This window comes from Aestuariispira ectoiniformans, from assembly GCF_025136295.1.
Taxonomy (GTDB): domain Bacteria; phylum Pseudomonadota; class Alphaproteobacteria; order UBA8366; family Aestuariispiraceae; genus Aestuariispira_A; species Aestuariispira_A ectoiniformans.
This window is the reverse complement of record NZ_CP062788.1, coordinates 2,722,244-2,738,606: the sequence shown is the minus strand read 5'-3', so window position 1 is coordinate 2,738,606 and position 16,363 is coordinate 2,722,244. Positions and strand designations below refer to the sequence as shown.

14 protein-coding genes are annotated in these 16,363 nt (G+C 54.1%); 2 read left to right on the top strand and 12 right to left on the bottom strand.

Going from position 1 to position 16,363, the window contains the following annotated elements:
* Positions 1-89 precede the first annotated feature (89 nt).
* Entirely contained in the window at positions 90-3,590 is a 3,501-nt protein-coding gene (gene dnaE, locus IF205_RS12775; RefSeq protein ID WP_259783282.1) for a DNA polymerase III subunit alpha, read from the bottom strand.
* 171 nt (positions 3,591-3,761) lie between these two features.
* On the opposite strand from dnaE, the gene IF205_RS12770 reads away from it, so the two are divergent.
* The gene (locus IF205_RS12770; protein WP_259779746.1) at positions 3,762-4,292 is read left to right on the top strand and encodes a methyl-accepting chemotaxis protein; all 531 of its coding nucleotides are present in this window, start codon (positions 3,762-3,764) and stop codon (positions 4,290-4,292) included.
* Positions 4,293-4,323: 31 nt separating this feature from the next.
* On the opposite strand, the gene IF205_RS12765 is transcribed toward IF205_RS12770, so the two are convergent.
* The 3 genes from IF205_RS12765 to proS are packed head-to-tail and all read right to left on the bottom strand — an operon-like array spanning position 4,324 to position 7,600.
* Complete coding sequence (locus IF205_RS12765) at positions 4,324-5,004, bottom strand: ABC transporter ATP-binding protein (RefSeq protein ID WP_259779745.1); 681 nt, start codon at positions 5,002-5,004, stop codon at positions 4,324-4,326.
* On the bottom strand, positions 4,997-6,241 hold the full coding sequence (locus IF205_RS12760) for a lipoprotein-releasing ABC transporter permease subunit (protein ID WP_259779744.1): 1,245 nt from the start codon (positions 6,239-6,241) through the stop codon (positions 4,997-4,999). Before IF205_RS12760 ends, IF205_RS12765 begins: the two co-directional genes overlap by 8 nt.
* Before the next feature lie 18 nt (positions 6,242-6,259).
* Complete coding sequence (gene proS / locus IF205_RS12755; RefSeq protein WP_259779743.1) at positions 6,260-7,600, bottom strand: proline--tRNA ligase; 1,341 nt, start codon at positions 7,598-7,600, stop codon at positions 6,260-6,262.
* A gap of 274 nt (positions 7,601-7,874) precedes the next feature.
* Between proS and cobD the strand changes: the two genes are divergently transcribed.
* Complete coding sequence (cobD, locus tag IF205_RS12750) at positions 7,875-8,885, top strand: threonine-phosphate decarboxylase CobD (RefSeq protein ID WP_259779742.1); 1,011 nt, start codon at positions 7,875-7,877, stop codon at positions 8,883-8,885.
* Here cobD and IF205_RS12745 read toward each other — a convergent pair.
* From IF205_RS12745 to IF205_RS12710, 8 genes are all read right to left on the bottom strand, one after another.
* The gene (locus IF205_RS12745) at positions 8,882-9,124 is read right to left on the bottom strand and encodes a hypothetical protein (protein ID WP_259779741.1); all 243 of its coding nucleotides are present in this window, start codon (positions 9,122-9,124) and stop codon (positions 8,882-8,884) included. The genes cobD and IF205_RS12745 overlap by 4 nt on opposite strands.
* Before the next feature lie 277 nt (positions 9,125-9,401).
* Positions 9,402-9,635 carry a DUF1467 family protein gene (locus IF205_RS12740; RefSeq protein ID WP_259779740.1) on the bottom strand — a complete coding sequence of 78 codons (234 nt, stop codon included), beginning with the start codon at positions 9,633-9,635 and terminating at the stop codon, positions 9,402-9,404.
* Positions 9,636-9,661: 26 nt separating this feature from the next.
* Positions 9,662-10,066 carry a methylmalonyl-CoA epimerase gene (gene mce / locus IF205_RS12735; protein WP_259779739.1) on the bottom strand — a complete coding sequence of 135 codons (405 nt, stop codon included), beginning with the start codon at positions 10,064-10,066 and terminating at the stop codon, positions 9,662-9,664.
* Positions 10,067-10,090: 24 nt separating this feature from the next.
* Positions 10,091-11,761 carry a ribonuclease J gene (locus IF205_RS12730; protein ID WP_259779738.1) on the bottom strand — a complete coding sequence of 557 codons (1,671 nt, stop codon included), beginning with the start codon at positions 11,759-11,761 and terminating at the stop codon, positions 10,091-10,093.
* A gap of 25 nt (positions 11,762-11,786) precedes the next feature.
* On the bottom strand, positions 11,787-12,563 hold the full coding sequence (locus IF205_RS12725; RefSeq protein WP_259779737.1) for a type III pantothenate kinase: 777 nt from the start codon (positions 12,561-12,563) through the stop codon (positions 11,787-11,789).
* 32 nt (positions 12,564-12,595) lie between these two features.
* Positions 12,596-13,330, bottom strand: a complete 735-nt coding sequence (locus IF205_RS12720) for a biotin--[acetyl-CoA-carboxylase] ligase (RefSeq protein ID WP_259779736.1) — start codon at positions 13,328-13,330, stop codon at positions 12,596-12,598.
* Between the two features lie 27 nt (positions 13,331-13,357).
* Positions 13,358-14,809, bottom strand: a complete 1,452-nt coding sequence (gene nuoN / locus IF205_RS12715) for an NADH-quinone oxidoreductase subunit NuoN (RefSeq protein WP_259779735.1) — start codon at positions 14,807-14,809, stop codon at positions 13,358-13,360.
* A gap of 17 nt (positions 14,810-14,826) precedes the next feature.
* Positions 14,827-16,356, bottom strand: a complete 1,530-nt coding sequence (locus tag IF205_RS12710) for an NADH-quinone oxidoreductase subunit M (RefSeq protein WP_259779734.1) — start codon at positions 16,354-16,356, stop codon at positions 14,827-14,829.
* Positions 16,357-16,363: the final 7 nt, after the last annotated feature.

The following is a 16,363-nucleotide window of genomic DNA, read 5'->3' as shown; positions in this document are numbered from 1 at the left end:
CCAAGACCAACTGCACCCGTGTATCCCACGTGTGTATTCGAGGCGGTGTATACGCCTGTCGTCAGTATATTGCAAGCCAAGAAAAAGCGCTAGAGATCCTGCACATCAATAATGCCCGGAATGGCCTTCACGGCCTGGCGGAATTTGCCATCGATGATGAAAGTATCCTGCATTTCCATCTCGATTTCCTGATCGGGGATTTTATGCTGGAGAACCAGTTCTATCCGCCCCTGACCCGGACGGCCATGTTCCGAAATGAAGTTGGACAGCGGCTGCAACGGGCTTTCATCCATAATGAAGACCCGCATCCCCCGCGCCGCATTGGCCGCGGCATCCTCCAGCGAGGAAACACTCTGTGCGGTCAGGCGAAGTTCTGCATCTTCTCCCTCGCCACGTTTCTGAACCTCAACTGTCATCAGAAGCGGCATGCCGGACTCAAGGAGTTCCCGTGACGCATTCAGGACTTCCTGGAACAGCGTCACCTCATAGGAGCCGGAGGCGTCGGACATTCCGATAAAGGCCATCTTGGAGCCGCGGGACGTCGTCATGATGCGCTTGGCGCCGACAAGTCCGGCCAACTTCACCCCCTTGGACAGCCGGATACGGCCTGCTGCCACATCCGTCCAAGGAACAACGCCCAGCTTGCGGGACAGGTCTTTATAGGCATTCAGCGGATGATCGGAGAGGTAGAAGCCTATCGCGGCATGTTCATTGGAAAGTTTTTCCTGCTGATTCCAATCCGGTACACGTGCAAGGCCCGGTTTGCTTGTTTCGACAATACCGCCGCCGAACAGGCTGACCTGGTTGCTTTTTTTCTCTTCCTGGGTCGAAGCCCCGTATTTGGCCAGCATATCAATTGAATCATATATCTGCCGACGGTTTGTCGTGAGCGAGTCAAACGCCCCCGCCTTTACCAGGTTTTCCAGCAGACGTTTGTTGATCGACGCAGAATCAACACGTTCAACAAAATCGTAGATATCCTTGAACGGGCCATTGGCATCACGTTCGGACACAATGGCCTCAACCGCGCCTTCACCAACGTTCTTCAGCGCCGCCATGGCATAACGAACGACCCGCTTGCCATCGTCATCGAATTCAACGGAGAATTCGACTTTTGACTTATTGACATCGGGCGGCAACAACCCGATTTTCTGCCGTTCAATTTCGCCTTTAAAAACAGCAAGTTTGTCGGTGTTATGCATATCGAGCGTCATCGACGCCGCGAGGAATTCGACCGGATAATTCGCCTTCAGCCAAGCCGTTTGATAGGCAACATAGGCATAGGCGGCGGCATGAGATTTGTTAAAACCGTAACCGGCAAAGGCGTTGATCATATCAAAGATCGAATCCGCCTGCTCCGCTTCTACGCCACTGGATTCCTTCGATCCCTTGATGAAGATGGCGCGCTGCTGGTCCATCTCCTCTTTGATCTTCTTACCCATCGCGCGACGCAACAGGTCAGCACCGCCCAGCGTATAGCCCGCCAGGACCTGAGCCATCTGCATCACCTGTTCCTGGTAGATCGGAATACCGAAGGTTTCCTTCAAAACAGGTTCCAGCTTGGGATGCGGGTAGACCGGCTCCTCTTCGCCATGTTTGCGCTTGATGTAGGTTGGAATATTCTCCATTGGCCCAGGCCGATACAGGGCAACCACGGCGATCAGGTCTTCCAGGCGGTCAGGTTTCAGGTCGCGCAGGACAGAGCGCATACCCGATGATTCCAACTGGAACACGCCCGTCGCATCCGCGCGGCACAACATGTCATAGGTGACTTTGTCATCCTGCGGAATCTTGGACATTTCCAGCGGATTGTCCTGCCGATCATCGCGCATGTTGATCAGCTTCTCGGCGGTTGAGATAACCGTCAGCGTTTTCAGGCCAAGAAAGTCGAACTTCACCAGCCCCGCCTGCTCAACGAACTTCATGTTAAACTGCGTAACAGGCATATCGGAGCGGGGGTCTCGATAGAGCGCCACCAACTCATGCAGCGGCCTGTCGCCAATCACCACCCCTGCGGCGTGGGTCGATGCGTGACGGAACAGCCCTTCAAGCTGCATCGCAATTTCAATCAGCCGGGCGACCGCAGGCTCGCTGTCACGCTCCTGTTGCAGCAAAGGTTCCTGGTCGATGGCCTCTTTCAAGGTTACCGGGTTGGCCGGATTGTTCGGCACCAGCTTACAAATCCGGTCGACCTGCCCGTAAGGCATCTGCAGGACACGGCCAACGTCGCGCAACACAGCACGGGCCTGAAGTTTACCGAAGGTGATGATCTGCGCGACGCGGTCCCGGCCATATTCCCGCTGTACATAGGTGATCACCTCGTCACGGCGGTCCTGACAGAAGTCGATGTCAAAGTCAGGCATCGAAACACGTTCCGGGTTCAGGAACCGTTCGAACAGCAAACTGAACTTCAACGGGTCAAGGTCGGTAACAGTCAGCGCATAGGCAACCAGGGAACCTGCGCCCGAACCACGACCCGGGCCCACCGGAATATCGTGATCCTTCGCCCATTGGATAAAATCCGCAACGATCAGGAAATATCCCGGGAAGCCCATCTGTTCGATAATGCCCAATTCGAACTGAAGGCGTTCCTCATAAGGTGTCGCGAGTTCTTTCCGCTTGTCGTCGTCCATGTCCGCCGTGAAGACATGCTCTTCGAGACGGTTTTTGAGGCCCTTCACGGCAAGGTCCCGCAATGCTTCGGCAGAAGTACGACCGTTCAGCTTGGTATAATCCGGCAACAATGGTGCGCGGCGGTCCGGCATGTAGTGGCATCGCTTCGCGATCACCAGAGTGTTCTGGATTGCCTCCGGCATATCACTGAAGAGTTCCTTCATTTCCTCAGCGGATTTGAAGTAATGCTCTTCCGTCAGGCGGCGCCGGTCTGTCTCAACGACATATGAGCCTTCCGCGATGCAGATGAGCGCATCATGGGCTTCATACATTTCCTTCTTCGGAAAAAAGCATTCATTGGTGGCCACCAATGGAATCTCATTCTCATAGGCGAGACGGACGAATTCATCTTCTATCCGGTCTTCAGAAATCAGGCCATGCCTTTGAATTTCCATATAAAGACGATCACCATAAATTTTTTTCAGGTGCTTCGTCATTTCTTCCGCGGCAGGCGTCTGTCCTTCGCTCAGCAAGCGGCCGATGGGGCCACGTACGCCACCGGTCAGGCAAATGACCCCTTCATTCAGCTCTTCAAAATCAGTAATGGGTACCTGTGCATCATCCCCGCCGCCTGAATTCATGAAGGCACGGCTGAGTATCTCCATCAGGCTTTCATAGCCCGCCTCGCTTTGCGCAAGGAGGACAAGCTGGTCCGGTTCCGGTGTAATCAGCCCCCTTTGCGTCTGCTCCGCCTCACGGCTCAGGCTGATTTGCGCGCCGATAATGGGTTGAAGCCCCTTACCTCGCGCCGACAAAGAAAGCTCGAGCGCACCAAACACGTTATTCGTATCGGTAACGGCGACTGCCGGCATTTCGTGTTCAACGCAAAGACCGACAAGGTCTTTAACGCGAATAGCGCCTTCTGAGAGGGAATAAGCGGAATGAACGCGAAGATGGACAAAGTCAGCGTGTGGCATGCTCATGAAATTCTGTCTGGAAAGAAACTTCCCTATCCATACAGCAAGGCGTCCGACGGGTCACCCCTGGAGATGCCCATCATAAAATCCTGCCACCCTTCACAGAGCCAAGTCATTTGAGGTAGAAAAAGAAACATAAATAATTAATAAAACTGGTTGGGGATATCTCCAATGCAAATGCGCCTTCGTCACAAGCTGCCATTGCTGATTATAATCGCGATTCTGATAACCAGCGCGGCACTGGGTACGACATCCTTCTTTCTTGCGAAAACACAGCTATCGGATGCGGGCAAAGGCTTTGCCGTTGTCGCCAACGAAGTAAAATCTCTCGCCACTCAAACGGGACAGGCAACAGCGGGCATTCAGGAACAGGTCGCACAAATTCAGGATGATACCCGGGCCTCGGTTTCTGCCATTCAAGGTATTCTGAAGACCATCGAGGAAATCAATGCCGTCACAGCAACGGTCTCAGCCGCAGTCGAAGAACAGGGGGCAGCGACCCAGGAAATTTCCCGCAATGTTCAACAGGCCTCCCAGAATGCAAATACCTTAAGCCGCAATATCGGTGGCGTAGAAACAGCGGTTCAGGATACCGATCGTGGATCTTCCGACGTTCTAACCGCCATTCAGGATGTCCAGAAGCAGGCGGAATCCCTTTCCCAGACCGTGCATGAATTCCTGAAAACAGTAAGGGGGGCATAAGCCCCCCTTGCCGCTTCAAAATATTTCCAGTTTATAGGGCCGTCACCTGACCTGCTTTCAGGGTCAGGATACGGTCCATTCTTCTGGCCAGATCGATATTATGCGTGGCAATCAATGCCGCCAGCTTTGTTTCGCGGACCAAATTGACCAGCATGTCGAAAACGGCATCAGAGGTTTCCGGGTCCAGGTTGCCAGTCGGTTCGTCCGCCAGCAATACGGCAGGACTGTTTGCAATCGCACGCGCAATAGCAACCCGCTGCTGCTCTCCACCCGACAGACGGGACGGACGGTGCGTTTCCCGCGAGGACAACCCCACCTGCCCCAGCAGCGCCTTTGAATGAGCCATCGCCTTTGACTTGGACTTTCCTGCAATCATCTGCGGCAACATCACGTTTTCCAGGGCTGAGAATTCCGGCTGCAGATGGTGGAACTGATAGACCACACCCAGTTCGTGACGCCGGACCAGGGTTCTCGAACGATCCCCCAAGGCATTGCATTCACGCCCGTTGATGTAGACTTCGCCCGCGTCAGGACGCTCCAGAAGGCCCGCGATATGCAGCAAAGTCGATTTGCCTGCACCACTGGGCGCAACGAGCGCCACAACCTCGCCAGCCTTCACTTCTAAATCAACACCTTTGAGAACGTTCAATTTCTCCGCCCCGCCTTTATAGGTGCGGCAGACATCCGCCAGTCGCAGAACAGAATCACTCATAACGCAGCACCTCTACCGGATCCAACCGCGCGGCCCGCCAGGCCGGATAAATTGACGCCAGGAACGACAGCACAAGTGCCATCACCACAACTGCAACAACTTCGGATACTTCGGTGCGCGCAGGCAGTTGTGACAGGAAGTAAATTTCGGCAGAGAACAGGTTCGTGCCGGACAGGGATTGAATCCACTGGCGGATGGTTTCGATATTTGCCGCGAAGGCAATTCCGAGCGCACTTCCTGCTATTGTACCGATCACACCAACGGAACTTCCTGTAATGAAGAAGATACGCAGGATCGTTGCCCTGGAGGCCCCCATCGTACGCATGATGGCGATCCCTTTGGCCTTATCGTTTACCAGCATGATCTGGCTGGAAATGATATTGAATGCAGCAACAATAATTATCAGCGTCAGGATCAGGAACATTACATTCCGTTCAACCTGAAGGGCTGTAAAGAAGCTGCTGTTAACCATCTGCCAATCACGCACCCACAGGCCTTGCGGCAATTCCTTGCGAATTTCCGCGGCGCGCATTCGGGCGTTGTCCGGGCCATCGACCATGATTTCGAGGCTTGTGACCTTGCCTTCATCCTGGAAGTAAAGCTGTGCCTCGGAAAGAGGCATGAAGATATAACTGTTGTCATACTCATACATGCCCACTTCAAAGACCGCATCAATCGTATAGGCCTTCATTCGGGGAACGGTTCCAAAGGCGGTTACCTGGCCCTTTGGCGAGATCAGAGTAATTTTCTCACCGGGGAACAGCCCCATGCGTTCGGCCATGCGCCGCCCGATAATGATGCCATCACCATTGTCGAAATGGTCCATATTCCCCTGAACGATGGAATCACGCAGCAAATCGCGGTTCCTGAAGTCTTCCCCGCGAATGCCACGCACTGCCGCGCCAGAGGCAACGCCGTTGGCGCTGGCCATCACCTGGCCTTCGATGACGGGTGTCACTTCTTTGATGCCGGGAAGCCCCTTAATGACCCGGACCGTATCATCATAGTCAGTAATGACACGCTCATAGGATGATACGGTGATATGCCCGCCAAGCCCAAGAATGCGGCTCAGGAGTTCGTAACGGAACCCGTTCATGACCGACATGACGATAATAAGCGTGGCAACCCCAAGGCAGATTCCCAACAGGGAGAACCACGCAATTACCGAAATGAAACCTTCCTGCCGTTTTGCACGCAAATAGCGGAAGGCGACGAGCCGTTCAAAGGCGTTTAGCATATCCCCCGATACTCCTGACTATTTGCCGGCCAGAAGTTCGAGAGCCTTATCCAGCGGCAGTTCCTGTTTTTCACCGGATTTCCGGCTCTTCAGTTCGACCACGCCTGCGGCTACCCCTTTCGGGCCGACAACAAGCTGCCAGGGCAAACCGATCAGATCCATATTGGCAAATTTGACGCCTGCCCGTTCGGAGCGATCGTCATACATGACCTCGACACCGGCTTCCTGCAGCTTGCCATAAATATCCTCGCAGGCTGCATCGCACGCATCATCACCACTGCGCAGGTTGATCAGGCCAACCTTGAACGGCGCAACACTTTCGGGCCAGATAATGCCATTCTCATCGTGGCAGGCCTCGATGATCGCACCGGCCAGGCGGGAAACCCCGATGCCGTAAGACCCCATCTGAACCGGCACCTGCTCGCCATCCTTGGTCGTGACCATTGCACCCAGAGGCGTGGAGTATTTGTCGCCAAAGAAGAAGATGTGGCCGACCTCGATACCACGTGCGGAAACGCGCTTGTCTGCAGGGACTTCCTGCTCAAAGCGCGCTTCGTCGTGCATTTCTTCAGTGGCCGCGTAATGCGCCGTCCACTTGTTCACGATCGGTTGCAGATCGCCTTTGTAGTCAGCCTTTTCGGCCAGCGGGTCGAGCTCAAGAACATCGCTGTTGCAGAAGACCTGACTTTCGCCGGTTTCCGCCAGAATGATGAACTCGTGGCTGTTTTCACCACCAATCGGCCCGGTATCCGCCCGCATCGGAATAACCTGCAGCCCCATCCGCGCATAGGTTCGCAGATAGGCGACAAACATGCGATTGTAAGACTTCTTGCCTTCCTCTTCGCTCAGATCGAATGAATAGCCATCCTTCATCAGGAATTCACGGCCACGCATCACACCGAAACGGGGGCGAACCTCATCGCGGAACTTCCACTGAATGTGGTAAAGCATCTGAGGCACATCTTTGTATGAGCGTGCACCGTCCCGGAAAATATCGGTAATCAGTTCTTCGTTCGTGGGGCCATAGAGCATTTCCCGCTCATGACGGTCCTGAATGCGCAGCATTTCCTTGCCGTAATCATCGTATCGGCCGGACTTGCGCCAGAGGTCTGCTGACTGGACTGTAGGCATCAGGACTTCATGCGCCCCGGTGGTATCCTGCTCTTCGCGAACGATCTGCTCGATCTTCTTGAGGACGCGGAAGCCGAGCGGCAACCAGGAATAAATCCCCGCGCTGGCCTGACGAATCATCCCGGCACGCAGCATGAGCCGGTGCGAGGCAATTTCGGCCTCACTCGGGTTCTCCTTCAGAGTAGGCATGAAGTATTCAGACAAGCGAACGGCAGGTGACAAACGCATTGGTTGGCTCTTTTGCTTAACAAATGGATTAAAACTTTGCGGACTTTAGGCAATCAAACAAGCAGAGTCCACGCCTGCTTATCTTATGGCCGCTCCTGCGTTTTTACCGACTACAATGCCTCTGGCAAGCCTCACATCATATCTGTGGGAATTTTTTGCCGTTTCAGGGCAAGTTTAGAAAAATCCGATATCCCGGCTCTTACATTCTGATCCATTGAGATGCAGACGGGAGAATCAACTTGCCTCCGCTCAGGCTTGGCGCTATGAGCGCCTCATGTCTCAAAAGAAATTACACCACGGCGGCGACCTTAAATGGGCGCAAAAGACCTTCACCTATCAAGGTGATGACTGGTTGGATCTTTCAACCGGCATCAACCCCGTGGCTTACCCGATTCCCCCTCTCGCGCCCGAGACATATACACGCCTGCCCGATCAATCCCTGCAACAGCAGGCTGTTGAGGCTGCCTGCCAGTATTATAGGGCCCCATCGGTCGAAACCCTTGCACTCGCACCGGGCTCACAAGCGCTCATTCAATGGCTTCCCAGGCTGCGCGCAAGATCATGCGTCGCAATTCTCATTCCTACCTATCAGGAACATGCACGATGCTGGGGGCTGGCCGGCCACGACGTCCACCTGGTCGACAACCTAGAGAAAGCGCGGGAGTTGCAGCCGGGTGTCGTCATCATTGTTCGACCGAACAACCCGACCGGTTCAATTGTACCCGCTACGGATATCATCACCCTGGCAAATGAACTCGCAGGGCGTGACGGCTGGGTCATTGTCGACGAGGCATTTGCCGACACCAATACTGAAAATGATCTCGCGTCATGGACTGATATCTCCAGCCTGATCCTTTTAAAATCATTCGGAAAGTTCTTTGGTTTAGCGGGCTTACGGCTTGGTGTTACGATTTCAAATGAAAAGCTGGCAGGGCATATCCGTGATGCTGTTGGCCCATGGGCCGTTCCCGGCCCAACCCTTTCTGTAGCAGCCAGCGCCTTTCGCGACGCTGGCTGGATCGCCGAAACGTCACGGCGATTGGAGCAGGATGCCGCCCGACTTGATCGAATACTCAGTAACGCAGACTGCACCATTCTTGGTGGCACTACGCTCTTCCGACTGGTGGAAACGGAGCGACTGCAGGACTTGCTCATGCATCTGGGCAATAACGGGATTTTGGTGCGCCCCTTCCCCTATAACGCCAAATGGCTGCGCTTTGGCCTACCCGGCAGTGAACAGGATTGGGAACGTCTTACCAACTGCATGGTAAGCTTCTGTTCCTAGTGCTGCTCTTTACGGCGCTGTTCCGAGACAAAGCGACAGGCTGCCGCCAGGGCCGTTTTCTGATCGTCATTCAATAGTCGACCATTCAGGGTGACCTCGCCGGCCCCAACGTCATATTTTATATGGCCTACAGAAAATGCGGCGTTTGGAAACAGGTCTGCCAGATCCGGACGCCCCATGAATTCAAAAGGGTTCAGGGGAAGGTCAAATTCAACCGTTTCCGGCAGAGAGAATTCCACAGTACTGCCGGGTAAGTCTGCGGGCTCTACAGGGTTTCCATAGACGTCGACCCCAGGCTTATAGGAAACATCCTCTTGAGGTTGGTGCCTGACCACCTTTTGACAAATGTCACCAGTCACATGGACCGTGTCGACGGAGGTCTGGCCTCCCTTCCCCCCATCAAAAGGATTTTCATCCGCCAGCGCCAAAGAGCCCGCAAGACAAAGAAGTACTGAGAATATAGTCAACGAATGGCGCATGATATCTCTACAGCAATTTACGCGCCAAATTCCGAAATCAGCGCTGAATTGTAATCAGGTCCGATTGCTGAACATAATACCAGATCACCAGAATTACGGCGGCAATAACAGATGTAACGGCTGCCTTCATCCACAGCATCGGTTTTTCCGGTGCGCCCGGTTCATGGCCTTCTTCCACTTGTTCTGAGCGTTTAACACCGAACGGCAACGCCATGAAGAACACCAGCCACCAGGAGATCAGATAGATAACAATACCAGATGCAATAGTCATGATACTCAAGTCCTACCAACAAATACTCAAACTTGTTCCAGCTCGACCAATGTGCCGCAGAAGTCCTTAGGGTGCAAAAACAGCACAGGCTTGCCGTGGGCACCGATCTTCGGCTCGCCGTCTCCAAGCACCCGGGCACCTTCTTTCGTCAGATGGTTACGAGCCTCAATGATGTCATCCACCTCGTAACAGACGTGGTGCATACCGCCGGACGGGTTCTTTTCCAGGAACTTCGCAATGGGCGAATCCTCACCCAATGGATAAAGAAGTTCTATTTTCGTATTGGGAAGATTGACAAAAATCGTCCTGACACCATGATCCGGCAAATCCAGTGCCTCCGAGACATCCGCGCCCAATGCATCACGATACGTTGCAGCCGCGGCCATAAGATCTGGTACAACAATCGCTACATGGTTCAGTTTACCGATCATGATATCTCCCTGCCTGTCTGTGAACTAGATGCGCACCAGATGAATGCGAACTTTCGGCTTTTTCCCACAGATTTCATTCATCTTACGACGCAACGAAACCCTCAATGTTTCTTTAACCTGGCCATCTTCCTTAAGCTGAGACTTCGGAATACGGGACATGGTTTTCTCAACCAAGGCAACCAGATCATCCCATTCCTCGTCGTCCACTTCCAGCAGCCCTTCAACGGCAACTTCCGGATTGGCCAACAACTGCCCTTTGCTGTCGATGACGATCGTCGCAATGACAACGCCGTTCCAGGCCATCTTCCGGCGATCCCGGATACTGGTGCTATCCAGCGGCACGATCCGCGTTCCATCCAGCGCAAGCCGCCCATGATGAACTTCGTCAATAACATCCGCGCCATCTTTCGACAGCGAAATCATCATACCGTTTTTCGGTACGATACCATGTGGCACCTGACATTGTTTGGCCAGATTGGCGTGGGCAACCATGTGACGCAGTTCCCCATGCACAGGTACGGCGATATGTGGTCGAATCCACTGGTACATCTGCACCAATTCGTCCTGATTGGGATGGCCGGACGTGTGAATCTCGCGATCATCGGCGGTAATCAACTGAACACCAAGTTCCACCAACTGGTTCTGGACGCGACCAATCGAGATTTCATTGCCTGGAATCTCCCGGCTGGAGAACACGACGGTATCTCCTTCGCCCAGTTTGATCAGGGGGTGGTCTCCACGGGCAATTCGTGCCAGTGCGGCGCGCGGTTCCCCCTGGCTTCCCGTACAGATAATCAAAACCTTCTCCGGCGGCAGCTTGGCAGCCTCATCATCCCTCAGGAAAGGCGGAAGGCCCTGCAGGTATCCGTTTTCCCGCGCAGAATCCTGCATCCGCCATAGAGAACGACCGATCAGCGCTACCTGACGACCGTTGTCCAGACCGGCACGCGCAATGCTTTCCAGGCGCGCTACGTTGGAGGCAAAGCAGGCCACGGCCACGCGGCCGTCCAGTTCGCCAACCAGCTGGACAAGATTCTTTCGCACATCCCCTTCCGAACCCGACTGGCCGGGAACAAGTGCATTTGTCGAATCGCAAACCATAGCCAGCACACCTTCTTCGCCTGCGCGAATCAGGGCTGCTTCATCGGCTGTCGGGCCCAACTGAGGGTCGGGGTCCAGCTTCCAGTCGCCGGTATGCATAACATTCCCCGCGGGTGTGCGGATGATCATGCCATTGGGTTCCGGGATGGAGTGCGTAAGCGTGACCAACTCAATCTCGAATTTGCCGACGGTGAAACGCCCCGACAGAGGAACTTCAATGATTTCAACATCACAGTCGAATTCGGATTCCGCCAGCTTCCGCCTCAGAACACTTGCAGTAAACGGCGTCGCATAGATGGGACAGTTCAATTCATCCCACAAATATGGCACGGCACCCAGATGGTCTTCATGGGCATGCGTTAGTACCAATCCCGCCAGCTCGTCCGACCGTTCTTCGATGAATGTTGGATCGGGCAGGATAACGTCGATTCCAGGCGTTGTGGCATCCCCGAAAGAAATGCCGAAATCAACCATGAGCCACTGACCATCATGGCCGTAGAGGTTCATGTTCATACCGATCTCACCGGATCCACCCAACGGCAGGAACAGCAACTCGTCTTTGCCCGGCAAGCCGGTGTGATGATAGTCATCCATGGTTTTATTCTTTTCTTTCAACGAACTACTTACCTTTATTGCGACGGTGTATCTCGACCAAACCGTCCAGCGTCAAGCCGCGATCCGTATTCTCAAGAACAGCCGTATAGCCTGAGAACAGTTCCGACAATCCGCCGGTACCGATAACTTTCATCTCTTCCGTGCCAAACTCACGCTTGATGCGGGTCACCATTCCTTCGATCATCGAGACATAGCCCCAGAAGATCCCGGACTGCATCGCAGATACTGTGTCTTTCCCGATCACATTCTGCGTGGGCTTGATCTCTACCAGGGGCAGCTTTGCCGCAGCCATATAAAGCGCCTGCACTGACAGATTAATACCCGGTGCGATAACGCCCCCGGCATAGTTTCCGTCCCAATCCACAACATCAAAGGTGGTCGCAGTTCCGAAATCTATAATGATCAACGGCCCACCATATTTTACATGGGCGGCAACCGCATTCACCAGACGGTCGGCACCGGCCTGCTCCGGGTGCTCCAAAAGCACCTTCATTCCCAAATTTACGCCAGGTTTGCCGACAACCAAAGGCTCTCCGCCAAAATACCGCCGACACAGGCTCTCAAGGTTGAATTGAGTTTCTGGAACAACACTGGCAAGAACCGTGGATGTGACATCGGACAATTTGATGTTCTTATGCTCTACCAAATGGGTCAGCCAAACCGCATATTCATCCGCAGTGCGCTTCGGGTCATTGGCGCAACGCCAGACACCCAACCGCTTGCCGTCATCATAGACCGCAAAGACCACATTGGTGTTACCAGAGTCGATGACCAGAAGCATTGCCAGTCCTCACATCCATGGAAGTTATTTATTCAACTGAAGAAAACATCTCCAGCCGTAATGGTTTTAAGGCCCTTGCCGGGAATATCAAGCAACAGAGCCCCGTCCCGGTCCAGATCCTGAAAACGACCGACAAGTTCCTGACCATCGGCCAGGCGCGCCCTGATCATATCCCCAAGCCCGACAGCCCGGCTTAACCACATTTCCCTGACAGGAGAGAAACCTTCCGTCCGCCAGCGGGAAATCCAGTAGTCCAACCGGCCAACATATGCAGACAGCAATGCAGAAACAGGCTGATCAAAACCATAGGCATCAAGCTTTGTCGCCGGATAGGGCGTATTCTCCGGATGAGCCGCGATGTTGACGCCGCTGCCGATCACGACCCAGTTCATATTTGACTTGTTGGTCCCACATTCCAGAAGCAGACCGCAGAATTTTGCCCGATCGAGCAACAAATCGTTTGGCCATTTATGACCAAGTGCCCCGATCCCAGGCAGTAGAGAGGCAACAGCCTCTCCCATCGCGACCGCAGCAACCATGGACAGATTTGCAGCCTGGGCCAAAGGTCCGACATCCTGTATCAGGACCGAGGCATATAGATTGCCTTTCGGAGATGACCATTCCCGGCCCGAGCGCCCCCGCCCGCCGGTTTGCTCCAACCCCCAAACAACCATGTTGCCCAGCGACGGGTCATCAGCCATTTCGCGCGCGAGATCATTTGTGGAGCTTACTGAATCAAACACCCGCAGGCCGTAACCTGCGGGCATTTGAACTTGTTCTGCCAGTGACATCGGTTACCCGGCAAACAGCGATGCTGCTGCATGGACCGCCTGGTTGGTCACAATCGGGAAGTAGAAGATCATGGTCACGATGATGAAGCTCGTCGCAGCCAGAATGAACTTCATTCCGCCGCCTTCGACAGCATCCATGCTGTCGGCAGGCTCATCAAAATACATGACCTTGATAATCCGCAGATAGTAGTAAGCGCTCACGACACTGGTCACCGCACCAATAATCGCCAAGCTGTAAAGACCGGAATCAACCGCCGCTTTGAAGATGAAGAATTTGCTCATGAAGCCTGCCAGCGGCGGGATACCCGCCATGGAGAACATGAAAATCATCAGCGAGAAAGCCAGCAGCTTGTGCGTATTGTGAAGGCCGGCCAGATCACTGATGTTTTCCACCATGCGCCCCTGCACCTTCATGCTCAGAATGATCGCAAAAGTACCGATATTCATGAACAGATAGACCGCCATGTAAATCAGCACGCCCTGCACACCAAGCTCGGTACCAGTCGCTAGACCGATCAATGCATAGCCAACATGACCAATGGAGCTGTAGGCCATCAGGCGTTTGATGTTGTTTTGCGCAATCGCGGCGAAAGCACCCAGCAGCATCGACAGGATCGAAATAACCACGATGATCTGTTGCCAATCTGCTACCAAGGCGCCAAAGGGCTCATACATGGTGCGCAGGAACAGGGCGATTGCTGCAATCTTCGGTGCGACAGCAAAGAAGGCCGTCACGGAAGTCGGTGCCCCTTCATAGACATCCGGCGTCCACATGTGGAACGGCACGGCAGAGACTTTGAAGGCAAGGCCCGCGATCAGGAAGACCAGACCGATCACAACACCGACCGGCGTCGGCCCGACGCCCGTCAGGACGGAAGCCAGCGCATCAAACTGCGTTGTACCGGTGAAGCCGTAGATCATGGAGCAACCATAGAGCAGCAGACCGGAGGAAACCGCACCCAGCACGAAGTATTTCAGACCGGCTTCGGTGGAACGAACCGTGTCACGCTGGAAGGCAGCAACCACATAAAGCGCCAGGCTCTGCAGCTCCAGACCGATATACAAGGAGATCAGGTCATTGGCCGAGATCATCATCAGCATGCCGAGCGTCGCGAAACCAATCAGGATCGGATATTCGAAACGCGCCATGCCTTCACGACGGATATAGCCATCACTCATCACCAGCGCCAGGAATGACGCGGTAATGACCAGCAACTTCATGTAGACAGAGAAATCGTCGACAACGAACAGATCGTTGAAGGCAAGCTGCCGGCCTCCACCGATAAACACCACCAGAACACCGGTGATAATCAGCGCGGCCATAGCCAGTGGCGTCACAAGGTTCAAGGCGTTGCCGCTGCGGTTATAAGCACCGACCATCATCATGGCCATAATCGAAATAGCCAGGAAGATTTCCGGCAAGGCCGGGAGGAAAATGACGGGAAGATCAGTCATCGTATCAACCTCACCCCTTATTGATCGGCAACGGTAACAGGTGCACCGTCCGCCGCAGCCGCCAGGGCCGCATTGTAGTTTTCAACCAAGTTCACAACAGAAACCTCAATGGGATCCAGGAAGCTTGCCGGATAAATGCCCATCCACAGGACAATCACGATCAGCGGAGCGAAGATTGCTACCTCACGCATGTTGAGGTCCAGCATGGATTTCAGATCCTCTTTCGTAAGCTGACCGAAAATGATCCGGCGATAGAGATACAGCATATAGGCTGCACCCAAAATCATACCGGTTGCAAGACCTGCAGCCAGCCAGGTGCTGAACTGGAACGCCCCGACCATGATCAGGAATTCGCCAACGAAACCGCTGGTGCCGGGCAGACCGACAGACGCCATCGTGAACAGCATGAAGAATAGAGCGTATTTCGGCATGATGTGAACCAGCCCGCCGTAGCGCGAAATCTCACGCGTATGCAGACGGTCATAAACCACACCAACGCAAAGGAAGAGCGCACCCGAAACAACCCCGTGGCTCAGCATCTGAATGATGGAACCGGAGATTGCCTGTTCATTCGCCGAGAAAATTGCCGCCGTCACAAAGCCCATGTGAGCAATGGAAGAATAGGCAATCAGCTTCTTCATGTCATCCTGAACCAGCGCCACGAGCGAGGTATACACAACCGCGATCACAGACAGCCAGAAGACAAACTCGGCAAAGTATTCGGAAGCCAGCGGCATCATCGGCAGCGAGAAGCGAAGGAAGCCATAACCACCCATCTTCAAGAGTACGCCCGCCAGGATTACGGAACCGGCCGTCGGTGCCTCAACGTGCGCGTCCGGCAACCAGGTGTGAACCGGCCACATCGGGACCTTCACCGCAAAGGATGCGAAGAAGGCAAGCCACAGCCATTTCTGCAATTCCGGGTCGAAAGCATACTGCATCAGGGTCGGAATGTCCGTGGTACCAGCCTGGAAATACATCACCAGGATGGCAACAAGCATCAGCACGGAACCCAGCAGCGTATAAAGGAACAGCTTGAAAGCTGCATAGATACGCCGCTGCCCACCCCAGACACCGATGATGATGAACATCGGAATCAGGACACCTTCGAAGAAGATGTAGAACAGCAGGATGTCCAGAGCGGCAAACATGCCGATCATCATGGTTTCCAAAATCAGGAAGGCGATCATGTATTCGCGGACGTTCTTCTTGATGGCGTCCCAGCTTGCCAGCACACAAATCGGCGTCAGCAAGGTGGAAAGCAGAATGAAGAAGAGCGAAATACCGTCAACGCCCAGGTGATAGCTGATGTTGAAGCTCGGGATCCAGTCGTGACGTTCCACAAGCTGGAAGTCCGAAGTCCCATTATCAAAGTTTGCCCAGATAAAGAGCGACAAGACAAAGGTCGCAAGCGATACCCAAAGTGCCGTCCAGCGTGAATTGCGGGCGACTTCCTCCTCCGTACCCCGGATGAAGAACAGGATCGCCAGCGCACCAAGAGTCGGCACGAAGGTCGTCAGTGATAGCACAGGCCAATCAAGGGTCATGTTACTA

What these genes read in the sequence shown, in the direction of transcription:
- IF205_RS12765 (WP_259779745.1), bottom strand. Translation starts at nt 5,004, where the DNA reads ATGAGTGATTCTGTTCTGCGACTGGCGGATGTCTGCCGCACCTATAAA.
- proS (WP_259779743.1), bottom strand. Translation starts at nt 7,600, where the DNA reads ATGCGTTTGTCACCTGCCGTTCGCTTGTCTGAATACTTCATGCCTACT.
- IF205_RS12730 (WP_259779738.1), bottom strand. Translation starts at nt 11,761, where the DNA reads ATGGATGACTATCATCACACCGGCTTGCCGGGCAAAGACGAGTTGCTG.
- IF205_RS12720 (WP_259779736.1), bottom strand. Translation starts at nt 13,330, where the DNA reads ATGCCCGCAGGTTACGGCCTGCGGGTGTTTGATTCAGTAAGCTCCACA.
- IF205_RS12740 (WP_259779740.1), bottom strand. Translation starts at nt 9,635, where the DNA reads ATGACTATTGCATCTGGTATTGTTATCTATCTGATCTCCTGGTGGCTG.
- cobD (WP_259779742.1), top strand. Translation starts at nt 7,875, where the DNA reads ATGTCTCAAAAGAAATTACACCACGGCGGCGACCTTAAATGGGCGCAA.
- IF205_RS12770 (WP_259779746.1), top strand. Translation starts at nt 3,762, where the DNA reads ATGCAAATGCGCCTTCGTCACAAGCTGCCATTGCTGATTATAATCGCG.
- nuoN (WP_259779735.1), bottom strand. Translation starts at nt 14,809, where the DNA reads ATGACTGATCTTCCCGTCATTTTCCTCCCGGCCTTGCCGGAAATCTTC.
- IF205_RS12725 (WP_259779737.1), bottom strand. Translation starts at nt 12,563, where the DNA reads ATGCTTCTGGTCATCGACTCTGGTAACACCAATGTGGTCTTTGCGGTC.
- IF205_RS12760 (WP_259779744.1), bottom strand. Translation starts at nt 6,241, where the DNA reads ATGCTAAACGCCTTTGAACGGCTCGTCGCCTTCCGCTATTTGCGTGCA.
- IF205_RS12710 (WP_259779734.1), bottom strand. Translation starts at nt 16,356, where the DNA reads ATGACCCTTGATTGGCCTGTGCTATCACTGACGACCTTCGTGCCGACT.
- mce (WP_259779739.1), bottom strand. Translation starts at nt 10,066, where the DNA reads ATGATCGGTAAACTGAACCATGTAGCGATTGTTGTACCAGATCTTATG.
- dnaE (WP_259783282.1), bottom strand. Translation starts at nt 3,590, where the DNA reads ATGCCACACGCTGACTTTGTCCATCTTCGCGTTCATTCCGCTTATTCC.